Below are 22,784 nucleotides of genomic sequence, written 5' to 3' on the forward strand. Positions count from 1 at the left end.
TTCTCTGCAACGCATTTACAAGCAACTCATTCATATAAGAAATTATGCCTAAATTAAACCCCTTATTTCAAAGCAAGAGCCCTATTATGAGTGAAGAAGTCATCAGTTTAATTGATAAAAATAACAACTTAATAGGCAGCGTAAAACGAAGCGAAATGCGATTTGGCATCGATTTTCATAGGGCAACTTATATTTTTATTTTTTTGCCTGACGATAAACTTCTCATTCAAAAACGCACCTTAAATAAGCAGTTTTGCCCTGGTTATTATGGCATTGCAACGGGTGGTGTGGTTGCTCATGGCGAAAGCTATGCGATATCCGCACAAAGAGAATTAAAGGAAGAGCTTGGCTTAGATTTAACCTTAACCAATCATGGACTCTTTTACACAGAAGGAGAAAGCTATCGCATTTGGGGTAAGGTGTTTAGCTGTACTTATGATGCCAATTTAGATGGTGAGATAAAGATGCAAGAAGAAGAGGTCGCCGCCATTGATCACTTAAGTATTGACGATATATTAAACAACAAAAAGGGGTTAAACTTCACCCCTGATACTTTGGACGCCTTACATCATTATGTTGAAAAACGCCTTATTCTGCGCCCTACTGACCCTGATTAGCCAGACTATCTCAGCTCAATCACAAGCAAGGTGGCTAGATCACGACTATATAAAATCAAGCTTTTTAGACATTGCTCTGGGCAGAGAATATGAAAAACAACTAGCAGGAAAGTTAATACGCTGGCGTCATGAGATCAAAATTCATCTAGAAAGCAATGCTGGAAATCAAGCACTGCAAAAAGAGTTGCTTTCCACTCACACCCAACACCTTGCAAGCATTACAGGTCATCCAATCACATTTGATGTGCCCAGAAGTGAAGCCAATATTTCTATTGTGTTTACCCGATATAAACACATGAGAGAGACAGTAGCAGAGTATATTGGCGACCCAAAGAAGTACGAAGTGGCATTAAAGGAAGCCATTTGTATTGGCACCTTTAGCTATAATGGCCGAGGAGAGATATTCTCAGGCACAATTATTATCCCAGTGGATTATGCAAGACAAAAGGCCCGCTTTCTTGACTGTATCGTAGAAGAAATCACTCAACTCTTAGGCTTGCCGAATGATTCAGATAAGGTGTTTCCCTCAATATTTAACGACAACAGTATCGATGCCTATTTAAGCCCTTTGGATTACATACTATTAAAACTACTTTACTCAGATCAGTTGCAAGCAGGTATGTCCCATCAAGCAGTGCTAGGCAAACTTGATTTAGCGATTGCAGACCTGGATAAAACTGGCGATCTAGAAGGTGCTTTATATAGAGTGAACCAACAAAGCTTAAAATCTTATCTAGGTGATTAATATGACATTTAAGTCTAATAAAACGCAAAAAGTCAGCAAAACTTCAAGTTTCAAGACAACTCTGGCAGAGCAAAAAGGTAATTGAGATCAGCAAAACAAGAATTAAGCCTCAATTTAAAGACAAAATACTGACTCAAAACACGCCTTTTTCAATTTAAAGTCATAAAAATCATTTATAGATTCCGCTTTTATCGTCAAGTTAGGTAAAATGCTTAAAAATTTTCACCTCGGAGTCACTGAATGTTCCCTGAACTCAAAAATGATCGTTTTATTCGCGCCCTATTAAAGCAGCCCGTTGATACCACACCAGTATGGATGATGCGCCAAGCAGGACGCTATCTTCCTGAATATCGTGCTAGCCGCGCCCATGCGGGTGATTTTTTGAGCCTATGTAAAAACGATGAGTTTGCCTGTGAAGTGACTTTGCAACCGCTAGAAAGATATGAGCTTGACGCTGCGATTCTTTTCTCCGACATTTTGACCATCCCTGATGCTATGGGCCAAGGTCTTTATTTTGAAACAGGCGAAGGCCCAAAGTTCAAAAAAGTCATTCGTACTGAAGCTGATGTTGATGCATTGCCAATTGCCAAGGTAAATGATCTTGATTATGTGATGAAGGCAGTGACAACTATACGTAACGCCCTTGGCGGTCGTGTACCTCTTATTGGCTTCTCAGGCAGTCCTTGGACATTGGCGACTTATATGGTCGAAGGTGGTTCAAGCAAAGATTTTCGTCACATCAAAGGTATGATGTACAAATCACCAGAAATCCTGCATGAGTTACTTCGCAAACTAGCGATTTCAGTGACAGATTACCTTAACGGTCAAATTAAAGCAGGCGCACAAGCCGTGCAAATCTTTGACACTTGGGGCGGTGTTTTAAGTGGTCCTAAATACCAAGAGTTCTCTTTGATGTACATGAAACAAATCATTGACGGTTTAATTCGTGTACATGATGGAAAAAAGATCCCCGTCATTATGTTTACTAAAAACGGTGGTCAGTGGTTAGAAAATATGGCTGCAAGTGGTACAGACGCACTGGGCCTCGATTGGACAACAGACATGGCTGAAGCGCGCGCTCGTGTGGGCAACAAAGTCGCACTTCAAGGTAATATCGATCCATGTGTGCTTTATGCAGATAAAGACGTTATTCGAGATCAAGTTGGAGAAGTACTCGCTGGCTTCGGCAACGGTTCAGGTCACGTATTTAATTTAGGTCATGGTATTCACCAATTTGTTGATCCGGAACAACCAAAATACCTTATCGATGCAGTACATGAGCTGGGAGCACAATATCACCAAGAAGCATCCGATCAACTGGATAAATTAAATAATCTAGATTAAAAATCACAAACTCAGTCAAAGTAATCACCTAATCTGACTGGACTGATGCCTAACAATGCCAAGGCGTCAGTCCAGCACATTCCTCTTCAAAACAGACTTTCTTATTCTTTGAACAGATAATCCCTCTTTATTTGTCTCTACTTTCCCCCTCTCCCTAGCGACATTAGGAAGAGAGTGGTATTTTTATTAAAGATTTAATTTTGGCCTTTATGGAGAAACGTTTATGAAGCTTGTTACCGCGATTGTTAAACCATTTAAATTAGATGAAGTGCGTGAAGCATTGTCTGAAATTGGCATCAATGGCATTACAGTAACGGAAGTAAAAGGCTTTGGCCGTCAGCGTGGCCATACCGAACTATATCGTGGCGCAGAATATGTTGTGGACTTTCTACCCAAAGTGAAACTTGAGCTTGCGGTTGAAGATGATCAAACAGATCGCGCTATCGAAGTCATTCAACAAAGCGCTAACACAGGAAAAATTGGTGATGGCAAAATTTTTGTCACATCACTAGAGCAAATTATTCGTATCCGTACTGGCGAAACAGGCGAAGACGCAATTTAATTTCAGCCCTGTTGTAAATATAAAAAAACCTCAAACTTCTTCAAGTTTGAGGTTTTTTTATATTAAAAAGCCAGCTTCATTTAACAATGGTTACTTATAGCTGACTCAGAACATGCTCAGCAGAGCTCACTTTAAACTCACCCGGCTCTTCTCGCCATAACTGAGTTACAACGCCATTATCCACAAGCATGGCATAACGACTACTACGCATACCAAACTTAGCTGATGATAAATCCAACTCAAGCCCCATCGCCAAAGTAAATTCAGCCATACCATCTGCAGCCATAACTAAATTTTCTGCATTTTGAGCCTCTCCCCATGCATGCATAACAAAGGCATCATTAACAGAAAGGCAAACTACCTCATCAACACCCTTTTCTTTTAATTCATCAAAGCTCACAACAAAGCCAGGTACATGGCTAGCACTACAAGTTGGTGTAAAAGCACCAGGAAGTGCAAACATTACAACTTTTTTATTACTAAAAAACTCAGCCACCTGGATAGTTTTTGGACCATCTTCACCCATTACTTGAAACTGGGCTGCTGGCAGGGTATCACCGACTTGAATTGACACTAAACCTTCTCCTAAATCAAAAACTTATAATAAAATTCACAAGAGCAGAACAACAATATTTTCCTATGAGACTTTAAATTGGCTCAAGAGACTGTTTTGTTCCTTAGCTAAAGAGGCCAAACCTTCACTGTTCTGAGCGGTTGAATCAGCGGCATTAGAGGCTTCATCTGACATTTTAGCAATATCATGAACACTCTCACTAATCTCTTGAGCCACAGCAGACTGCTGTTCAGCAGCCGTTGCGATTTGCGTACTTAAGTCGCGAATACCTGTGACAAACTCTTGCATCTCCTGCAAGGATTGGCCAACTTCTTTAGCCTTATCGACGCTTTGTTGAGCACTATTTTGACTTTGTGTCATGCTAGAGACGGTTTCTTTTACCCCTTGCTGCAATCGACTAATCACTTTTTGAATCTCTTCTGTAGAACTATGGGTTCGTGTTGCTAAGGTTCTTACTTCATCAGCCACAACCGCAAAACCACGACCTTGTTCACCCGCTCTAGCCGCCTCTATCGCAGCGTTTAGTGCTAACAAATTTGTTTGCTCAGCAATATCCTGAATAACTTCAAGTATTTTACCAATATCTTGAGAGTAAACATTGAGTTCGTTAACCACCTTTGACGAGCTTTCAATTTCGCCGGCTAGGGTTTGAATAGTCTGAATATTTGCATCCATCTGAGTGCGGTTCTCTGTCGCTTTAACATCCACCGTTTGCACTTGCTCAAGAGTCGTTTCAGCACTGTTTGCAACCTGATGAACCGTTGCCGCCATTTCTGTCATAGCCGAAGCGACAGAAGTTGTCATATCATTTTGAGAGCTCATTAGTTCTTTAGATTGTTCAGCGGTAACCACGCCGGTTTGAGCAGAGCTTGCAACCTGAACCGACGCTTGGCGGATTTCGCGAATAACAGACTCTAATTTGCTGGCTAAATCATTAACCCAACGAGATAGCTCACCAAATTCATCCTTGCTAATAATTTGCGCCCTTAGGGTAAAATCACCTTCTGCAATCTTACCCAGCACCCCCATAACAATAGAAAGAGGTTTTCTAATACTTCTGCTCACCCAAGTAGCCACTAAAATAGCAATGATGACAGAGACAACAATAACCAGTATCGCACTCGTAACCGACCAATTGACTGCCGACTTTGCCACTTCCAAAGCACTTTGACGAGCCTGAGAGGCTTCATCTAAAAGCGCTGCAGTCGACAGGTTAATGGAACTCATAGTGTTAGAAAGCTGAGACGCCAAGCTTTTTGCTTCTTCTTGTAATAACAAATAATTATAGTAAGCCTTAACAACCCCTTCTTCAGATAAAATATGACCTTCAATTTCTTCCATTAGAATTTCAATATTTTCATCTTCAAGGTTGGCTAATTTATCTTTAGCCCCTTGCAAATTAGAGTTCATTGACTTAATTAAGTCATCTAAAGACGCTTGGTTAGTCTGATCAAAATAATCATTTACTGTGTATTGAATACTTTCAATTTGACCAAGAATATAAGCAGCAGCAAACTTAACATCTGTTTTATGCCCAGATTCTTCTAGTACAGCCAAATCTTCTACAGCAAATAATACCGAATCTTTTAAATCAAATTTTTGCACAAAAACTTGATCTCGATTTGCGATTTCTTGCCTATGGTTAGTCGTCGCCTCTTTTGAGATTTGGTAGAAGTTAGCTGTTTTAGTTTTTATCTCATTTAAAGATGCCGTCATCACAGCATCATTTTGTATCAGTCCTTCTAATGAATTCGCAACCTCTGCAAATTCTGCTTGCTGAGCTTCCAATGCAATTTCTAATTTACTTAGCTCGTCATCAGGGTAAGTGATCAAATGCTGTAATAGAGTCGCATTTGAAGTTAATAAAATTTCATTAATTTTATTACTAGAGGCCACCACACTAGCTACTTCTCCAGTGACCTTATTTAAACCCTGTTCAACTTTTTTAATGCCTGTGAACCCTGTTGCAGCCACAATAACCAGTAGCACCAACAAAATGGTAAAACCTAAAAGAATTCTCTGTATCACAGATAAAGACATTACTCACCCCAATTTATTCAAAATACATGACATTCGTCACAAGCTCATGATTTTTATAGCTGCATTAAACTTATTTTCTTATTAATGACTTATCACAAATTACTGAATATTAATCAATTAAATATGCACATAAATCATCAAATATTTACAAAAGATAAAAGCGGTTGGCTTTTAACCAGCCATTTTTATTTCAAGCCTAACACTTTTGCATAACAAACTAACCATGCAGTCAGGATTAATTTAGTTTTATTTTGCTTACTGTCGCTCTTCTGTTAAATTTGTCATTCCTATTCCTGTGACCCTTTTTAGACTTATTTATGGATCAACCTCTCTACGAGAAAATTGCTGACCAAGTAGAATCACAAATTCAAGAAGGTGTGTTTTTACCTGGTACAAAAATTCCGTCTGTACGTAAGTCTAGTAAACAAATGAGCGTGAGTGTAGCGACAGTTTTACAAGCTTATAGCCTGCTCGAAGATAGGGGAGTTGTAAAAGCGAGGCCGCAAAAAGGTTACTTTGTTCAAGACAACTTACCTCAACCGCAAGCTTTACCCCAATTTGAGCCAAGTCATGCACAAGAGTCAGTTCCAGAACTAATACGTTCCTTATTACACGCCTCTCAAAGACCCGATATCATTCAATTTGGGGCTGCCATCCCACACACTCAGTTTCTGCCTATTAGGCAGTTACAAAAATCTGTTGGGCGCTTAATGCGATTAGAGCCTGAAATTTGCGCAGCTTATGAGTTCACCCCAGGTTCACTCAATTTAAGACGTCAAATTGCAATCAGAATGCTTGATGCAGGCTGTAATATCCAGCCGGACGACATTACCATCACACTGGGCTGTCAAAATGCAATGATCCTGGCTCTAAGGACAATCACAGAACCTGGTGATACCATCATTATTGAGACACCGACTTATCATGGCCTATTACAAGCCATTGATGAATTAAAGCTAAAAGCCATTGAGATACCTTGTGACCCTAGTTCAGGTATCGACCTTGATGCCATGTCACAAGTACTTGCCCAATGGAGAGTAACAGCCTGTGTCATTACGCCTTCTAACCAAAATCCAACCGGTGCAACATTAAAGCAAGAGGCAAAAACTAAGCTACTTAACTTATGCCAACAATATAGCACCACTATTATTGAAGATGATGTCTATGGTGAACTGAGTTACTGCGAAACGAGGGAGAAAGCAATTAAAGCTGAAGACCCACAAGCAGATGTTATTTATTGTAGTTCTTTTTCAAAAAGCATCGCTCCAGGCTTTCGCATAGGTTGGATTATAGGCGGCAAATATCAACAGCGAATAGAACAGCATGCTTATGTTGAATCCCTCGCCATACCAACACTGACTCAAAAGGCTATTGCAAACTTCCTTGAGAATGGGGCTTACGATAGACACTTGCGGAAAACAAGGCACACCTACGAGGAAAATTTACGCCGCTGCCAGCAAGCAATTACCCAGTTTTTCCCTTCAGGCACTTATACTTCAGACCCTCAAGGAGGATTCTTGCTTTGGATAACATTACCTCCTGAGGTAAATGCATTAACCCTACATAAGGCTGCATTAGAGCATGGAATTGGCACAATTCCGGGCCTGGCATTTAGCCTAACCCATAGTTTTAGCCATCATTTACGCATTAACTATGCAATCAGTTGGGATAGCCGGATCGAAGGCGCACTCAAACTAGTGGGAAATATGGCAAAAAAACTCACTCTTTAAATCACTCTTTGCCACCACAAAAAAACTGAATCGAAATCATTTTATCAATAGATGGCACGCATACTGCTTATTTTCTATACAAGTACAATTTTAACGCCCTATACTGAAAATTAATAAGGTGAAGCAATCACTTATTGGCAGAAAGTATTTTTAAAAGGCGTTGTATAAGGAAAGAATGGGTTCAATACTGAAGAATATACGTATTTTGCTCTGTACAGATAGCGTGAAAAGCGTACAATTCCCATTCTTTTTTAATACTTTTGTATTTTGGTCGATAACTTATATATCTGAGTAACTTTTGGCACGTCCTTATGGAATTTGTAGCACATCCTAAAGACATACCTCTTCATATAGAAGAAGTGAGCACCCAATCATTCCAACAGAATTTATTGGAAAGAGATGGGTTTGCCGGGATTATATGCTTGACTCCTCAAGCTTATAACCCAGGCCAATGTGTGCAATTAAAACTCGCTGAAATTGATCCTAACTTTTGCGTTATCGGGCGTATTGTTTGGTGTGAAAAAGAAGTAGGTGAGTTTAGAATTGCAATAGAGTTCCCTTGTAAGGATGATTGTTATTGCGTTCGCATGGTTGAACAACTTTCCCATATTGAGCATTATCGACGACAAGCAAAGCAACAAGGACGCCGATTAAATTTTAACGATGCCGCAGCCGAATGGATTCAAAAATTTGCAGCATCTTTCCCCGCATTTATAGCCTAATCAACACTTTATGACCCAACTTAGCGAAAAAGATATTGCCATTATCACAGATCAAATTGGCCGCACACCCAATGGTATCGCAAAAATTGCACACTACTCTCCAGCAGGAATACCTCAATCTCTTCAAATGCAAAGCTGGGTATTTAATCAACCTTTTCCAACGCTTTTTTGGCTATCAAGTAAAGCCATAGACAAGGCTTTGGCTCGCATCGAAAGCCAAGGTGTTGTGAAAGAATTAGAACAGCGCATTAAAGATGACCCAGAGCTAAGAGAAGCCCATCACCAATCTCACCGCGACTATATAGCACGTCGTTGGGAAGGTATGACGGATGAGCACAAAACAATCATTGAAGAAAAAGGTTTTACTCACCTCTTCGAGAGCTTAGGTATTGGCGGAATAAAAAGCTGGGATCAGGTACGTTGCCTACATATGCAATATGCACATCACCTAGTTGGCGACAATGTGATCGGTCGTATTTTAGATAAAGAATATGGTATTAAAGCCATTGCTGACGCAGAAAAATAAGACACAAAAAAACCATCATTAAACAATGATGGTTTTAATTTTCATCTCATTTATTGAGCTGAATTTAGCCTTCTAAAGAAGCTTTAAGGGCTACGCCATCAGCGACACCATTCTCCAAAGCTTCCCTAATTCTATTAAAAGACGCAGCCGCTACAGCGGGTCTTTGTGCATAAGTTGTTAAAGCGCCGCCAGTCCATCCAGCAGCCTTAAGTACTTCTTTTTTAAACTGATTCCCTGTAACCCCAAGTCCACCCATTGCCATGAGCTCATCTTCAATTAATAAATAACTTGGGCGCTCACCGCCAAACTTCATAAAATCATCTGCCTGAACTGGCTCAAATTTGTTCGCCATATTTATCTCTCACCAATTAAAAGCAAGGTTGGCCTTTATTTAAAAAGACCGCCATGGACTAACGTTAGCTAGAAGTATGATTTGAGACAAGCTAAATGCTGTATAAAAACGTAATTTTTTTAATCTTTAGTTTTCACTCTTGCAACAGCATCTACCCAACCTTGATAGAGAGATTCTTGTTGTGCTGTAGGCATCTCACAAGTAAAAGCCTTATCTGACCACCAAAGTTCAGTAATTTCGTCTAAAGATGCATAAACACCCACTTTTAGACCTGCCAAAAATGCAGCGCCAAGTGCGGTTGTTTCCGTCACTTTTGGCCTTTCAACTTTGACACCTAAAATATCGGCAAGAAATTGAACCACCAAATCATTGACGACCATACCTCCATCCACCCTTAAAGAGTTGAAAATAGCACCATCTTTCTCCATCGCATTGACCAAATCTTTTGTTTGATAACAAACGGAGCGAAGACCTGCACTGACGATATCTGCAACACTGGTATCTCGAGTAAGCCCCAACATAGCACCACGAGCATCCGGATCCCAATAAGGTGCACCTAACCCGGTAAATGCAGGCACTAAATAAACAGAATCTTGATTTCTTGCCTGCTCTGCCAATGTTTTAGTTTCTTTCGCATCACTAAATAGCTTCAGACCATCTCGCAACCATTGAATCGCAGCACCTGCAATGAAGATACTCCCTTCAAGTGCATAAGTTACTTTGCCGTCCAGTCGATACCCTACTGTCGTCAACATTTTATGTTCAGATTTAAGTGCTTCATCACCTGTATTTAAGATCATAAAGCAGCCAGTTCCATAGGTGCTTTTGACCATGCCTTTTTCAAAGCATGCTTGACCAATTAAGGCCGCCTGTTGATCTCCAGCCATACCTGTAATAGGAATAGCGCCACCAAATAAATCGACACTGGTTTCGCCAAAATCAGCACTGCAATCCATTACCTCTGGGAACAGCACATCACCAATACCCATTAATTCAATTAACTCAGCATCCCATTCCTGAGTATGGATATTAAAGGCCATCGTTCTTGCCGCATTGGTTGCATCCGTTTTATGAGACTTACCTGAAGTCAGGTGCCAAAGCAAAAAGGAGTCAATCGTACCAAAGACAATATTGCCCGCTGCTGCCTGCTCTTTTACGCCTTCAATATTATCTAAAATCCACTTTATTTTAGTTGCAGAGAAGTATGGATCTATTAACAAGCCTGTCTTTTCTTGCACCTTCTCTTGCCAATTCGCATCAGCAAGTGACTGACAATATTCGCTTGTTCTTCTATCTTGCCAAACGATAGCGTTATAAACAGGCTTACCTGTATTCTTATCCCATAGAACGGTGGTTTCACGCTGATTAGTTATTCCGATAGCGGCTATATCTTGAGCAGTTAACCCTGTATCCTTAAGCACAGTTCGACAAACATCTAAACTTGATTGCCAAATCTCTTCAGGATTATGTTCAACCCAGCCGTCATGCGGAAATATCTGGTTAAACTCTTGTTGAGCTTGCCCAATACGTTTACCTTTTGCATCGAACACTATGGCCCTACTGCTAGTGGTTCCCTGATCAATTGCTAGAATATAATTAGTCATGGTGAGTCTCTATGGGCAAATACATATTAATTTAAATATGAAAATGTTTATTATATTTCGAACATAAAATGTTCGTCTTTGAATCCTTTATATTAAAACCACAACTGCCTTCATTGGCAAGTCATAAAATTAGGAGTCTTTGACAGAATGGGTCAACAAACTCGACATGAAAAAATCACACTTTTCGTCAAAGAGCGTGGTTATGTCACAATCGATGAGCTTTCCGCACACTTTAACGTAACGCCTCAAACGATACGACGTGACATCAACACCCTAGCGGATGCAGATAAAATTCGTCGTCACCATGGTGGTGCCAGCATAGATTCAAGCACAACCAATGTAGCTTATGCCACACGCCAGATATTACAATTAGATGCTAAGCAGGCCATCGCTCAGAAGATTGCCTCTGAAATTCCTGATCACGCCTCCCTTTTTATTAATATTGGTACAACAACAGAAACAGTGGCTAAGGCATTACTTAACCATACAGGTTTGCAAGTAATCACTAACAACTTAAATGTTGCAAGTATCTTAAGCAGCAAAGAAGATTTCACCGTCATTATTGCGGGCGGCACTGTTCGCCCCAGAGATAGAGGGGTAATTGGTGAAGCAACCTTAGACTTTATCAATCAATTTCGCGTTGATTTCGGAATCATAGGGATAAGTGGTGTCGATCCTCAAGATGGCTCGCTACTAGATTATGACTATCAGGAAGTACGCGTCGCTCAAAGCATTATTAATAACTCTCGTACCGTTTTTCTTGCTGCTGATAACGCTAAATTTGGCCGTAACGCTATGGTAAGACTCGGTAGCATCAGCCAAGTCGATACTTTATTTACAGATGTTAAACCGCCAGAAGCTATCCAGAACATATTATTAGAGCATGACGTCTCTCTCACTCTCTGCCAGCCAAAAACATCAAAGTAGTCACCAAAAACTAACAATTTCTTCTTTTTATTAAACCAACCTTGCGAATTATGCGAGGTTGGTTTAGTCTTCAATCATTAAATGTTCGTTTTTGAACATTATTATTCTAAACTGACCAAATTCACTAATATTGATACATGGGACTAAGCAATGTCAGAAACGAATTTCGATCTTTTTATTGTTGGTGGCGGTATTAATGGTACGGGAATCGCAGCAGATGCAGCGGGTCGCGGTCTTTCTGTCGCTTTGTGCGAAATGAATGATTTAGCCAGTGCAACTTCTTCAAACAGCAGTAAGCTCATCCATGGCGGTCTTCGATATTTAGAACATTACGAATTTGGCCTGGTTAAAAAAGCCTTAAACGAAAGAGAAGTTTTGCTTAAAGTCGCACCTCATATAGTGACACCACTGCGCTTTCAAATGCCGCACCGCCCTCATTTAAGACCCGCTTGGTTAATTCGAATTGGGCTTTTTCTTTATGATCATCTTGGTAAAAGAGAAGCCTTAAGCGGCTCACATGGCGTAAAGTACGATAGTGCTAGCCCACTAAAAAGTGAGATAACAAAAGGTTTTGAATATGCAGACTGCTGGGTCGACGACGCTAGATTAGTAATCATCAACGCCTTAAGCGCTCAAAATAATGGCGCAACCATTTATGACAGACGTAAATGTGTCAGTGCTAAACGCAAAAATGGTGTATGGGAAATCACGCTACAAAAATCAGGATCAAATGAAACTGAAACCGTGACCGCCAAAGGCTTAGTTAATGCAGCGGGACCTTGGGTATCATCATTTATCGAAACTAAGGTAGAAAGAAAAGCACCTTATAGCATTCGTATGATAAAAGGCAGCCACATTGTAGTACCTAAGCTATACGAACAAGATAATGCCTTTATTATGCAAAACGAAGATCAGCGCATCGTTTTTGCTATTCCTTATCGTAACGATTACACCTTAGTCGGCACAACAGATGAAGAGTATACGGGCGATCCATCTGAAGTTAGCATCTCTCAAGATGAAACTGACTATATTTTATCCGTTGCCAACCAACACTTTAAAAAGCAGCTTAACAATAAAGACATCATTTGGTCCTACTCTGGTGTTAGACCACTTTTAGAAGATGAATCTAGTGATCCATCAGCAGTGACTCGTGATTATACTTTGCATGTGGAAGACGAAGCGGGACAAGCACCTTTATTAAGTGTGTTTGGCGGCAAGATCACAACATACCGTCAATTAGCGCTTTCATGTATGAATGATCTTAAGCGTTACTACCCAAATATGGGTGAAGAGTGGACTCATTTAAGCAGCTTACCTGGTGGCGATTTGAATAGCAGCCTTCAAGGCTATGCCGAATCACTACAAAATAAATACCGCTTTTTAAGCAAGAAACTTGCTTATCGATATGCTAACTCCTACGGCACTTTATGCGAGAACTTCTTAAAAGGTGCCAATTCAATTGAAGCATTAGGACAAAATTTTTCCAACGATTTATATCAAGTGGAAATCGACTACTTAGTTAAAAGTGAATGGGCTTATTCAAGTCAAGACATTCTATGGCGTCGTACTAAACTGGGGTTAGAGTTTAACGATGATATGATCAAAAAACTCGACCAATACCTTGCAGATCAAGGCTTAGCAGCCGCTTAGTTTTAATAGAACTCACTCGATCATTCTCTATGAACCTAGTGTTCATTTTGCCGCACTTTCTCTTGAAAGTTGCGGCTTTTTTTTATGCTTCTTTAATAAATGTTAACTAAAGCATGCTATCTTACCAAGGCTTTGTTTGACCCTCTTGGAAGACTCATTAAATGGACCTTATTTTTTTCGATTTTAGCCTCAGCACCATTCTGATATTAACCTTTGTTGCATTTCTTGCAGGTATCATAGACTCAATTGCAGGCGGAGGTGGATTGGTTACGGTTCCTGTACTTTTGTTCTCAGGTATTGAACCCGCACAAGCGCTTGCCACAAATAAGTTACAAGGTTGCGCAGGCACTGTTTCTGCCTCATATCATTTTATTAAGCGCCGTAAAGTTGACCTTAAGGCACTCTTACCAGCCATTATCACAACAGCAATTGGCAGTGTATTAGGTACAATTCTAGTCGCTTATCTTGATAGCAGTTTACTACTCAAAGCCGTTCCAATTATTTTGATTTTAGTGGCTATTTTCTTTTTATTCCTAAATAAACTACAGCCTCTTATTAGCAGTAAAGTTCAATTTTCTAGCTTTGCTTTCGCTTTAATTATTGGTACATCATTTGGTTTTTATGATGGCTTAATCGGCCCAGGAACGGGCGCATTTTTCACCACTGCTTACCTCTGTCTCACAGGAATGAACCTTATTTCAGCAACAGCAAACACTAAGGTACTAAACGCAACCAGTAACCTAGCCTCTCTGTTCATTTTCTCATTCACAGGTCATGTACTTTGGGGATTAGGGCTTTGTATGGCAGCAGGACAATGGTTGGGGGCACAAATTGGATCACGATTAGTTGTCACCAAAGGCAACCTTCTGATTCGCCCAATGGTGATTATTATGTGCTTACTCATGTCAGTAAAACTCATTCATAGCAATTGGTTTTAATCGATTAAGCTACTCGGAGACGTAAGGGTGGATTCTGGCTCATAGTCAAAACAGCTTTGTAACAACCATTGCAACAGATCTTTCACTTCTCGTCGCAAACTCTGGGCTTGGGGGCAAACAAACAAATAACTAAGCCCTTCATCAAGCTCAACGGAAAAAGGCTTAATTAATTGGCCACTTTGGATATCATCCATCACTAAGGGTGTTCGCCCTAAAGCAATACCTTGGCCAGCTACCGCAGCCTGTATGGCTAAATCACCTCGGTTAAAGCTAATGGCCCGTGAAGGTTTAACCCCTTTCACGTTCGCTTTTTGCAACCAGTTTTCCCACTCGACATAGGGAGTACTAAAGCGACTTTCGGAGTCATCATTTAATAAGGGTAAGCCCACAAGTTGTTGAGGCTCTAATAAATTATGTTGCTTTGCAAACTCAGGGCTACAGACAGGAAAAACCTTATCTTTAATCAAGGGAACCTGAAAATCATTGCCCTTATAAAGGTGACTATGCACTATCGCTACATCCACCTTATCCCGTCTAAAGTTCACCTCTTTATCATTTGCTTGAATCCTAAGCTGCATATCGGGGTATGCACTTTGTAGATCTCCTAGTCTTGGAATAAGCCATTTACTTGCAAAAGAAGGCATCACAGATAGGGTCAAAATATTAGACTGCTTGTCTTCTTTTAACTCGTTAATCAAAGAGTCAATTTCGGTAAAATTATGATTAAGTTGCAGAGCAAGTCTTGCCCCTTCCGCTGTTAAAGTTAACCGCCTGTGGTAACGTTCAAATAGCTTAAAACCTATTTTTTCTTCAAGTTGACGTATTTGTTGGCTAACGGCACCTTGAGTAATATGCAACTCATCAGCCGTTTTAGTGAAATTTAAATGCCTTGCAGCCACTTCAAATGTAAAGAGAGTCGCTAATGGAAGCTGACGCATCATAGGGTTCGTCCTTAGGTTTATATTAGATATTCTACGCCAAAATACTTCTAATTAAGCATAAAACCCTAGCGATATGCATCAATAGTTAAAGAAGGGTCAGTTTTAGATACCATAAAGTCATGATTTAGTAGTATTTTTAACTTCAATAAAAGTAATTCACAACATAAAGAAAAACAGAAACAGAATCTAATATCTAGATCTTTTGGATTAGTTCAGCTAATTCTAACTATAAAATTATATCGTTTGAAGTTCACCTTAAAATACCTAAAATACCCTCATCTTCTCGGTCATACTGAGATTGATAAAAACAGCCCTAACTGTTTTTATCTAGCCAAATTATGCCCCCACAGTCATAGTTTGGCAGGTAAAAATGCTACCCACACGCATTTTTACCAGGCAACTGCTAGTTACTTTTGTATTATCGGGCAAATGTTTATTTGCCCGATTTTTTTTGTTTTTTAATCTGAAGCAAGCGAAGCAGCCCCATCACTACCTTTATCGTCATGAATAATAGATTCAAAAGCCTTCAAGCGCTTGTAAATTGACATCAGCTCAACAATGGTGCTCCAAGAATTCACCAAGAATTGGAATGAGTTTTCCACTTGTCCAAATGCTCGAGAAATTTGTTGCAATAGGCCTAAGGTAATAGCACCAGCAACAATAGTTGGCGCCATTGCAATATAGGGAATCAAAACGGTAAACTGCAAATAAGACCACTTAGCCACATCAAAATACATATAGTGTAAATATAGGTTAAAATAATTCTTACGAACATGGGTAAAAAGCTCTTTTACCGTTGGAGGATCAGCTCTTTCATCATGATCCTCCCCTATTACCAACTCTTTACGATAAGCGGCTTCAACTTTTTGGTTTTTAAACTCCAACCCAGGCAGTTTCACACCAACGGCAGCTAAAAGCACAGTTCCAAATAGCGCAGATAAAATGGCAATATAAACCAATGAATGGTCTACGGGGCCAAAGTAAGGTAGTTCGGTCACATTTTCACTTAACACCCACAGCAAAGGTAAAAACGCGACTAGCGTCATAATAGAACGAATAAAGGCAACGCCCAGCCCTTCCATAATACTGGCAAAACGCATGGTATCTTCTTGCACACGCTGAGCCGCACCTTCAACATGGCGTAGTTTTGGCCAGTGGCTCATATAATATTCGTTCATTGCCGTACGCCAGCGAAAGATATAATGCCTGACAAAAAAACCCAGCATCACAGCAATAAAGACATACAAACCTGCAATTTTTGCAAAGGTAAAACACTTACTTATAAACTCTTCTAAGGAGACACTATTAGGCTCAGCTAAAGCCATTTGTAAGGTGTTATAAAAATCACCAAACCATTCATTAATTTGCACATCCAGCTGCACCTTGTACCAGGTCACACCCAAAATTAAAATCGAGCCAAATAAAGACCAAAGCAGCCACTTCTTATTGAGAAAAAAAGACTTAAACATTATCAACTTACCTATTCATTATGATGGCAACAAGCCACTTGTTAACTCTAATACACCTTATTTACAGCCGTCTCGTCAACCTTAACACCTTAATAAAATCAATTAGTTCAGCTAAAGACTAGCAAGTCACTAAAAAGGTTCCATTTAGACTTTCTTTTAGACCAAAAAAAACGGCAACCTATGGTTGCCGTTTTATTCAATACTTTATAATAAGTATTAAGCTGCTTGGTTTTGCTCTTCCTGCTTAACCTGCATAGCAACTTGAGACAAGCGCTCCATTAAGCGAACAACTTGACAGCTGTAACCGTATTCATTGTCATACCAAACATACAAGGTAGCTTGTTTGCCACGAACTTTAGTGGATTGAGAGTCCAAGATGCCCGCATTTTCACAACCAATGAAGTCAGAAGATACCGCATCCGGCGCATCGCTATAGGCAATTTGACCTGTTAGCTCAGCAGATACAGATGCCTCTTTTAACAAGGCATTGATTTCTTCAACCGATGTTTCTGCTTTTAAATTCAGGCTTAATACCGCAATAGATACATTGATAACAGGTACACGAATTGCACTACCACTCAATTTACCTTCTAACGCTGGAATCGCTTTAGAAACCGCTTTAGCTGCGCCGGTTTCTGTAATAACCATGTTCATTGCAGCAGCACGTCCGCGACGGTCACCTTTGTGCACATTATCAATCAGGTTTTGATCGTTTGTGTAAGCGTGAACAGTTTCTACGTGACCAGACTCAACACCATATTTGTTTTCTAAAACAGATAAGATTGGTGTAATTGCATTTGTGGTACAAGAAGCGGCAGAGAGAATTTGATCTTGGCTATCTATATCAGAATCGTTAACACCAAAGACAATATTTTTCATTTGCTTACCTGGTGCAGTCAAAACAACTCGCTCAATACCAGGACGCTGCAAATGGACGCTCAAGCCATCATGATCACGCCAGATACCTGTATTATCAACTAATAAGGCACCTTCAATACCCTGTGCTTGATAGTCAACTTCACTTGGATGCGAAGCATAAATTATTTTTACTGGTTGGCCATTAATAATCAATGACTGCTGATCAGCATCAACTTTAACTAGACCATCATAAGTACCATGTACTGAATCAAACTTAAGTAAGCTTGCACGCTTCTTAAGATCCTTATCGCCAGCTTTACGTACAACAATCGCAGCTAGTTTCATACTTGGTGTTATGTGGCCTATGCTACACATACGACGAGCCAGTAAACGACCAATACGACCAAACCCGTAAAGTACAACAGGCGTTTGCTCGCCGCTATCAACACTGGTTTGCAAAATTGCATCGAGTTCACTTTCAGCAAGCAAAGCTTCTAGGTCAACAACAGTATTAGAAGCGTCGCTTTCCTTTAGGTTGTTAAGAATGCTTACAATTTTCGCTAGGTCTATCTCTGGATAATCATCAAACACTGTCATCAGGCTTGTCACAGAGTCAGCTAGAAGGGTCTTACCTGCTAGTTGAACTTTAACGTTTTGTTCGCGACCCAATTGGCCTAGAGCGGGAATCATAGATTCAACCAGTGAAAGAGATGTTAACCAAGCGTTTGTCATTAGTTTCTCCGAAAGCAGTAACTTAAAGCGATATTTGCGCGAATATTAGCTGGCAAAACGTTTCATTACAAATTGTAAGAAGGCTACGAAACGCCCTAAAAACGGGCCTTAAGAAGGGTTTTCGTTATGAAATAACGGAAAAAAAGTAGACAGTTTTGAAAGTTTACAACACTAAACAAATAATTTAGGGGTTATTCTGAATTTAACTCAATTTATGTAGTTATTTGATCACGTAAAAAGGCATTAACTTTCATACTTTTTTTCATATTTTTTTATAAATGACGTTTTCGCTCTGCCATTACACCTAAAAAACAGAATATTGCGATCACAAAACTGGGTAAATATAAACCCGGAATATGCCTTAGCCCTGTTTCAAGCCAAGGCTGTAGCCAAACGGTTAATAATCCATAACCAAAAGTACACATAAAGATAAAAGCAAGAACACGAGCAAGAAAATGCCAATGATGAACAAGACGCTTGATCACTTTATTTAACTGATCACCGTAAACAACCAAACAGGTTGCGACAAGCGCAAGAGAAATATCAGAAATATAAGAACCCATGAACAAGGTTAGTTCACGGTTAAGAGATAAGATTAAATCCATGTAAAAAATTTAACTCGAAACGTTAATGAGTTTTTAATTTTAAGCTCATTTAATATCTTCGTAAACTAGGCGAAAAAGCAGCTTAATTACAGACTGTCCTTTAATGCCTGTACATTAATCTCACCTGAAACGCTCTTACGTTTAGGAATAAGATCACGGTAAGAGACAGTTACATCATAAGTCGTATTATGCAGCTCCACCAAGGTGCCATCTTCAAATCGCCATTGCGCACGACCAAAACCTTCTCTCACAAAGCCAGCCATTGGTGGGCCGTATTTTTTTGATAATAAATTTCCTAGAGAGCTTCTTTTACGTACATTTTCTACAACACCATGCAATTCAATGCGTTTTACAAAATTGTAGTTATTATATTGAACCGATATTTGTCTGATGCCTAAGATGCCTTTCTCACCCAAACTATAGTTTGCTGTATCAGCTTGATAACTAGGATAAGGGGACATGCCCATATTTTTAAGATGCCTTTCAAACTCTTCTTGGCTTAAATCATTAATCAATAAGCCAAAAAGCTCCGCTGACTTAGCATAAACCGGCTCCGGTTTTGTGCCTAATTCAACTTCTTCCTGAGCGCTTAATGAAATAGGAAAAACCACGATACTCGCCATGCTAATGCCGCATAAAAGGCGAGAAAACAGAGAAGTGTTCATGAGATTTCAACCGCAAAAAAATTATAAAAAAGATAACCCTGTCTATAAGAGTAGCAAGGAATTTTGACCTTGCTTCTGTTATATTACAATAATGCGTTCCAACACTGGAGCTCAATCCCGTAAACAACTGTAAAATGAGGTAATAAATGGCGCTTGTTATTGGCGTAACTGGTGTATCTGGTAGTGGTAAAAGTCGCCTTTGCTCGCTTTTAGCGGAAGGTCATGAAGATAAAATCACCGTACTTTGCCAAGATAACTTTTATAACGGCTGCGGTAGCATCGACCCTGATGTTTATAATTTTGATGACTTAAGTTCGTTAGACACAGAAAGCCTAACCTTAGCCATCCATAATTGTAAGAATCGCCAACAACCAAACGAAATCCCTATATACGATCATTCTAAACATAGTCGTGTTGGGTATCGCAATCTTGAGCCAACCCATGTTGTCTTAGTTGAAGGCCATATGATGTTTCAAGACCCAGGTATTCGTGATGCCGTTGACTACCTTTTGTTCGTCGATACTGACCTTGATATTGCAGTCGTTCGTCGACTAAAACGAGATATCTCTGAGCGTGGACGTAACGTTAATGAAGTGACAAGTCGCTACATGCGCCACGTAAGACAAGCTGCATTAAAAACATTAGATATTCGCAATAAGTCAGACTTTATTATTCCTAATAATAATAGTTTTACTAACGCTGCCAACCTTTTCCGTAATCACATTGATTACCTTTTGAAAGAAAAAGGCGCTATCTAATAAATAGCTAACAAAAAGCCGTGTAAATTCTTACACGGCTTTTTGTGACTGTTTTCATCTACTCTAGTGTTACTATTTAGTTATTTAGCATGGCCTTTAAAGCAGACAAAGAAGCTTTGCCCTGTTCTTTTTTAACCTTCTCAGATTCATCCCCTCGTCCTTCCCATTGCACTACATCATCAGGCAACTCATCTAAGAAGCGGCTCGGCATACAGTCAACTTCTTCGCCATACTGACGTCTTTTTGATGCCAGAGTAATACATAAAGTACGTTTAGCCCGTGTAATCCCCACATAAGCTAACCGCCTTTCTTCCTCAATATCATCATTTTCTATGCTATTTCGATGAGGCAATAGCTCCTCTTCACAACCAATCAAAAATACATGTGGATACTCAAGTCCTTTAGATGCATGCAAGGTAAGTAGCTGCACCTTGTCCTCATCTTCCTCTTCTTCTTGACGCTCAAGCATATCAATCAAGAGTAATTTACTAATCGCTTGATCTAATTCTGCATTGGGGTCTTCTTCCCAGGCGCTTTCCATCATACGCTGAATAGATTCGAGTAAAAAACGTACATTTTCAATACGACGTTCAGCCGCTTTTGGTGAACTTGATTGCTCCTGCAACCAACCATAATAATTCATATCATGAATCATCTGCTCTATCACAGGCACAGGTGAAGCGCCGGACAAACGTCGCCTTAAAGCACGAATCCAAGACTCAAACTCACGTAAGCTCTTTAAAGCTCGCCCCGTTACCCTTTCATCTAATTCAGCTAATTCACATGCCGCAAACAAGCTTACTTTATGCTCAGTCGCTAAATTCCCCACTTTTTCTAAAGTTGCGGGTCCAATTTCTCTTTTAGGCAAATTGATAATACGTAAAAAGGCATTGTCATCTTCAGGGTTAACCAATAAGCGTAAATAGCTCATCAAATCCTTAATTTCAGCGCGCGCAAAAAATGAAGTGCCACCATTCATTTTATAAGGAATACGATAAGCCTGAAGTTTGATTTCTATTAAGCGTGCCTGATGGTTACCTCTATAAAGAATGGCAAAATCTTTATAGGGAATGTCATGTCTTAAATGGCGCGATTGTATTTCTGCCGCAATACGATCTGACTCGGACTCTTCATTTCGCGTTACCATAATACGAATAGGATCACCGACACCAAGATCACTCCAAAGAGACTTATCATAAACGTGTGGATTATTCGCAATCAGAGTGTTTGCGGCCTTTAAAATATTTTTGGTAGAGCGATAATTTTGCTCCAACTTAACCAATTTAAGACCTTTGTAGTCACTATTTAAGCGTTCTAAATTTTCAGGCCTTGCACCACGCCAAGCATAAATAGATTGGTCATCATCACCTACTAGGGTAAAGCATTTACGCGCCCCGGCTAGAATACGTATCAACTCATACTGACTGTTGTTTGTATCCTGGCACTCATCCACCAGCAAATATCTAACCTTACGCTGCCAACGCTCTCTTAAATCGTCAAAGCCACTTAAAAGGCTCACTGGCAATAATATTAGGTCATCAAAATCAACCGCATTGTAAGCTCTTAAATAACGCTGATATTGACCGTACACATGTGCGGCCAATAGCATTTCATCTGTGTCCGCATTTACTACTGCTTCATTTGGAGGTGTTAGGTCATTTTTCCAATTTGAGATTGTCATCTGACAAAAATTAGCTTCGTCAGTTTGTTCATTAAACTCTTTATCTAATATTTCTTTAATCAGAGTCAGAGAATCTTGTGAATCAAATAAGGTAAAGCCTTGTTTAAGACCTGCTTTCGCATACTCTTTACGTAAAATCGTTAAGCCTAAGTTATGAAAAGTGGAAATTTTCAAGCCTCGGCTTTCATCTTTACTTAGCATACTGACAACCCGCTCTTTCATCTCACGGGCCGCTTTATTGGTAAAGGTCACAGCAACAATATTTGTCGCCTTATAGCCACATTCTTGAATCAAGTAGGCTATTTTCGTGGTAATTACACTGGTTTTACCACTACCAGCACCAGCCAATACCAATAAGGGACCATCAATACGTTTGACCGCATCCAACTGGCGATCATTAAGCTTACTCATTCTCTGACGAATTGTTGGCGGGGCTTTTGACATGGAAATAACTCAAACAAAGGGGGCAATAAATCAATTTTACATGAGAGGTGCTTTGGCAACTACTCATTTATACAAAATGCACAAAGGGAGGCTTAACTTATTCAGTTACCTAATTTTCAATCAATAGGTTAAGGAAACTGCGATTAAGTCACCTCTTCTCAGTTTTCTCTTTAAAGGTATATGGGTAAAAATGCCGAATAGGTATTATTCAACAACCCGAAGGGCGTGGCCTAGAAACCTTATCTTTATGTTGTGGTGCTTATCAATAGAATCACTTTTAAGTTGCGCGCCTCGCCATCA

Annotated in this window: 21 protein-coding genes; 11 read left to right on the forward strand and 10 right to left on the reverse strand. The window is 39.8% G+C overall.

All coding sequences use genetic code 11. The annotated features are described in order from the left end of the window. The first annotated feature begins 86 nt into the window (after positions 1-86). The 4 genes from MED121_RS06535 (at position 87) to glnK (ending at position 3,268) form a co-directional block, all read left to right on the forward strand. Complete coding sequence (locus MED121_RS06535) at positions 87-617, forward strand: NUDIX hydrolase (protein WP_036179553.1); 531 nt, start codon at positions 87-89, stop codon at positions 615-617. Then, a complete protein-coding gene (locus MED121_RS06540) occupies positions 574-1,362 on the forward strand; it encodes a DUF2927 domain-containing protein (RefSeq protein WP_009832850.1) in 789 nt (262 codons plus the stop codon). The genes MED121_RS06535 and MED121_RS06540 overlap by 44 nt, the downstream gene beginning before the upstream one ends. 240 nt (positions 1,363-1,602) lie before the next feature. Then, a complete protein-coding gene (hemE, locus tag MED121_RS06545) occupies positions 1,603-2,706 on the forward strand; it encodes a uroporphyrinogen decarboxylase (RefSeq protein ID WP_009832851.1) in 1,104 nt (367 codons plus the stop codon). Positions 2,707-2,929: 223 nt separating this feature from the next. Then, positions 2,930-3,268 carry a P-II family nitrogen regulator gene (glnK, locus tag MED121_RS06550; protein ID WP_009832852.1) on the forward strand — a complete coding sequence of 113 codons (339 nt, stop codon included), beginning with the start codon at positions 2,930-2,932 and terminating at the stop codon, positions 3,266-3,268. Positions 3,269-3,362: 94 nt separating this feature from the next. On the opposite strand, the gene MED121_RS06555 is transcribed toward glnK, so the two are convergent. Together MED121_RS06555 and MED121_RS06560 are read right to left on the reverse strand one after the other, a co-directional pair. Continuing rightward, the gene (locus MED121_RS06555) at positions 3,363-3,842 is read right to left on the reverse strand and encodes a peroxiredoxin (protein WP_009832853.1); all 480 of its coding nucleotides are present in this window, start codon (positions 3,840-3,842) and stop codon (positions 3,363-3,365) included. Positions 3,843-3,905: 63 nt separating this feature from the next. After that, entirely contained in the window at positions 3,906-5,882 is a 1,977-nt protein-coding gene (locus MED121_RS06560) for a methyl-accepting chemotaxis protein (protein ID WP_009832854.1), read from the reverse strand. A 317-nt stretch (positions 5,883-6,199) separates the two neighbouring features. Here MED121_RS06560 and MED121_RS06565 point away from each other — a divergent pair, with 317 nt between their 5' ends. From MED121_RS06565 to MED121_RS06575, 3 genes are all read left to right on the forward strand, one after another. Continuing rightward, a complete protein-coding gene (locus tag MED121_RS06565) occupies positions 6,200-7,612 on the forward strand; it encodes a PLP-dependent aminotransferase family protein (protein WP_009832855.1) in 1,413 nt (470 codons plus the stop codon). Positions 7,613-7,923: 311 nt separating this feature from the next. Next, a complete protein-coding gene (locus MED121_RS06570) occupies positions 7,924-8,334 on the forward strand; it encodes an energy transducer TonB (RefSeq protein ID WP_009832856.1) in 411 nt (136 codons plus the stop codon). Between the two features lie 10 nt (positions 8,335-8,344). After that, positions 8,345-8,860: a DUF501 domain-containing protein gene (locus MED121_RS06575; protein WP_009832857.1), complete on the forward strand. Its 516-nt coding sequence runs from the start codon at positions 8,345-8,347 to the stop codon at positions 8,858-8,860. 64 nt (positions 8,861-8,924) lie between these two features. On the opposite strand, the gene MED121_RS06580 is transcribed toward MED121_RS06575, so the two are convergent. Next, on the reverse strand, positions 8,925-9,212 hold the full coding sequence (locus MED121_RS06580; RefSeq protein ID WP_009832858.1) for a hypothetical protein: 288 nt from the start codon (positions 9,210-9,212) through the stop codon (positions 8,925-8,927). Between the two features lie 119 nt (positions 9,213-9,331). After that, positions 9,332-10,816, reverse strand: coding sequence for a glycerol kinase GlpK (gene glpK, locus MED121_RS06585; protein ID WP_009832859.1), 1,485 nt, complete (start codon positions 10,814-10,816; stop codon positions 9,332-9,334). Between the two features lie 147 nt (positions 10,817-10,963). Between glpK and MED121_RS06590 the strand changes: the two genes are divergently transcribed. The 3 genes from MED121_RS06590 (at position 10,964) to MED121_RS06600 (ending at position 14,331) form a co-directional block, all read left to right on the forward strand. Next, complete coding sequence (locus MED121_RS06590) at positions 10,964-11,743, forward strand: DeoR/GlpR family transcriptional regulator (RefSeq protein ID WP_009832860.1); 780 nt, start codon at positions 10,964-10,966, stop codon at positions 11,741-11,743. A 150-nt stretch (positions 11,744-11,893) separates the two neighbouring features. After that, the gene (gene glpD, locus MED121_RS06595) at positions 11,894-13,393 is read left to right on the forward strand and encodes a glycerol-3-phosphate dehydrogenase (protein WP_009832861.1); all 1,500 of its coding nucleotides are present in this window, start codon (positions 11,894-11,896) and stop codon (positions 13,391-13,393) included. A gap of 161 nt (positions 13,394-13,554) precedes the next feature. After that, on the forward strand, positions 13,555-14,331 hold the full coding sequence (locus tag MED121_RS06600) for a TSUP family transporter (protein ID WP_009832862.1): 777 nt from the start codon (positions 13,555-13,557) through the stop codon (positions 14,329-14,331). Here MED121_RS06600 and gcvA read toward each other — a convergent pair. The 5 genes from gcvA to MED121_RS06625 form a co-directional block, all read right to left on the reverse strand. Beyond that, positions 14,328-15,272, reverse strand: coding sequence for a transcriptional regulator GcvA (gene gcvA / locus MED121_RS06605; RefSeq protein ID WP_009832863.1), 945 nt, complete (start codon positions 15,270-15,272; stop codon positions 14,328-14,330). The genes MED121_RS06600 and gcvA overlap by 4 nt on opposite strands. 458 nt (positions 15,273-15,730) lie before the next feature. Continuing rightward, complete coding sequence (gene sbmA / locus MED121_RS06610; protein ID WP_009832864.1) at positions 15,731-16,741, reverse strand: peptide antibiotic transporter SbmA; 1,011 nt, start codon at positions 16,739-16,741, stop codon at positions 15,731-15,733. A gap of 216 nt (positions 16,742-16,957) precedes the next feature. Continuing rightward, a complete protein-coding gene (locus MED121_RS06615) occupies positions 16,958-18,331 on the reverse strand; it encodes a glyceraldehyde-3-phosphate dehydrogenase (protein ID WP_009832865.1) in 1,374 nt (457 codons plus the stop codon). A gap of 272 nt (positions 18,332-18,603) precedes the next feature. Beyond that, entirely contained in the window at positions 18,604-18,936 is a 333-nt protein-coding gene (locus tag MED121_RS06620) for a DUF3392 domain-containing protein (protein WP_009832866.1), read from the reverse strand. 86 nt (positions 18,937-19,022) lie between these two features. Further along, on the reverse strand, positions 19,023-19,601 hold the full coding sequence (locus MED121_RS06625) for a uridine kinase (RefSeq protein WP_131470977.1): 579 nt from the start codon (positions 19,599-19,601) through the stop codon (positions 19,023-19,025). A 146-nt stretch (positions 19,602-19,747) separates the two neighbouring features. Between MED121_RS06625 and MED121_RS06630 the strand changes: the two genes are divergently transcribed. Continuing rightward, positions 19,748-20,359 carry an AAA family ATPase gene (locus tag MED121_RS06630; RefSeq protein WP_009832869.1) on the forward strand — a complete coding sequence of 204 codons (612 nt, stop codon included), beginning with the start codon at positions 19,748-19,750 and terminating at the stop codon, positions 20,357-20,359. A gap of 76 nt (positions 20,360-20,435) precedes the next feature. On the opposite strand, the gene rep is transcribed toward MED121_RS06630, so the two are convergent. Continuing rightward, the gene (gene rep, locus MED121_RS06635) at positions 20,436-22,484 is read right to left on the reverse strand and encodes a DNA helicase Rep (RefSeq protein ID WP_009832870.1); all 2,049 of its coding nucleotides are present in this window, start codon (positions 22,482-22,484) and stop codon (positions 20,436-20,438) included. Between the last annotated feature and the right edge of the window lie 300 nt (positions 22,485-22,784).

It is taken from the genome of Marinomonas sp. MED121, assembly GCF_000153025.1.
GTDB lineage: Bacteria > Pseudomonadota > Gammaproteobacteria > Pseudomonadales > Marinomonadaceae > Marinomonas.

What these genes read in the sequence shown, in the direction of transcription:
- MED121_RS06535 (WP_036179553.1), top strand. Translation starts at nt 87, where the DNA reads ATGAGTGAAGAAGTCATCAGTTTAATTGATAAAAATAACAACTTAATA.
- MED121_RS06540 (WP_009832850.1), top strand. Translation starts at nt 574, where the DNA reads ATGTTGAAAAACGCCTTATTCTGCGCCCTACTGACCCTGATTAGCCAG.
- hemE (WP_009832851.1), top strand. Translation starts at nt 1,603, where the DNA reads ATGTTCCCTGAACTCAAAAATGATCGTTTTATTCGCGCCCTATTAAAG.
- glnK (WP_009832852.1), top strand. Translation starts at nt 2,930, where the DNA reads ATGAAGCTTGTTACCGCGATTGTTAAACCATTTAAATTAGATGAAGTG.
- MED121_RS06560 (WP_009832854.1), bottom strand. Translation starts at nt 5,882, where the DNA reads ATGTCTTTATCTGTGATACAGAGAATTCTTTTAGGTTTTACCATTTTG.
- MED121_RS06565 (WP_009832855.1), top strand. Translation starts at nt 6,200, where the DNA reads ATGGATCAACCTCTCTACGAGAAAATTGCTGACCAAGTAGAATCACAA.
- MED121_RS06570 (WP_009832856.1), top strand. Translation starts at nt 7,924, where the DNA reads ATGGAATTTGTAGCACATCCTAAAGACATACCTCTTCATATAGAAGAA.
- MED121_RS06575 (WP_009832857.1), top strand. Translation starts at nt 8,345, where the DNA reads ATGACCCAACTTAGCGAAAAAGATATTGCCATTATCACAGATCAAATT.
- MED121_RS06580 (WP_009832858.1), bottom strand. Translation starts at nt 9,212, where the DNA reads ATGGCGAACAAATTTGAGCCAGTTCAGGCAGATGATTTTATGAAGTTT.
- glpK (WP_009832859.1), bottom strand. Translation starts at nt 10,816, where the DNA reads ATGACTAATTATATTCTAGCAATTGATCAGGGAACCACTAGCAGTAGG.
- MED121_RS06590 (WP_009832860.1), top strand. Translation starts at nt 10,964, where the DNA reads ATGGGTCAACAAACTCGACATGAAAAAATCACACTTTTCGTCAAAGAG.
- glpD (WP_009832861.1), top strand. Translation starts at nt 11,894, where the DNA reads ATGTCAGAAACGAATTTCGATCTTTTTATTGTTGGTGGCGGTATTAAT.
- MED121_RS06600 (WP_009832862.1), top strand. Translation starts at nt 13,555, where the DNA reads ATGGACCTTATTTTTTTCGATTTTAGCCTCAGCACCATTCTGATATTA.
- gcvA (WP_009832863.1), bottom strand. Translation starts at nt 15,272, where the DNA reads ATGATGCGTCAGCTTCCATTAGCGACTCTCTTTACATTTGAAGTGGCT.
- sbmA (WP_009832864.1), bottom strand. Translation starts at nt 16,741, where the DNA reads ATGTTTAAGTCTTTTTTTCTCAATAAGAAGTGGCTGCTTTGGTCTTTA.
- MED121_RS06615 (WP_009832865.1), bottom strand. Translation starts at nt 18,331, where the DNA reads ATGACAAACGCTTGGTTAACATCTCTTTCACTGGTTGAATCTATGATT.
- MED121_RS06620 (WP_009832866.1), bottom strand. Translation starts at nt 18,936, where the DNA reads ATGGATTTAATCTTATCTCTTAACCGTGAACTAACCTTGTTCATGGGT.
- MED121_RS06625 (WP_131470977.1), bottom strand. Translation starts at nt 19,601, where the DNA reads ATGAACACTTCTCTGTTTTCTCGCCTTTTATGCGGCATTAGCATGGCG.
- MED121_RS06630 (WP_009832869.1), top strand. Translation starts at nt 19,748, where the DNA reads ATGGCGCTTGTTATTGGCGTAACTGGTGTATCTGGTAGTGGTAAAAGT.
- rep (WP_009832870.1), bottom strand. Translation starts at nt 22,484, where the DNA reads ATGTCAAAAGCCCCGCCAACAATTCGTCAGAGAATGAGTAAGCTTAAT.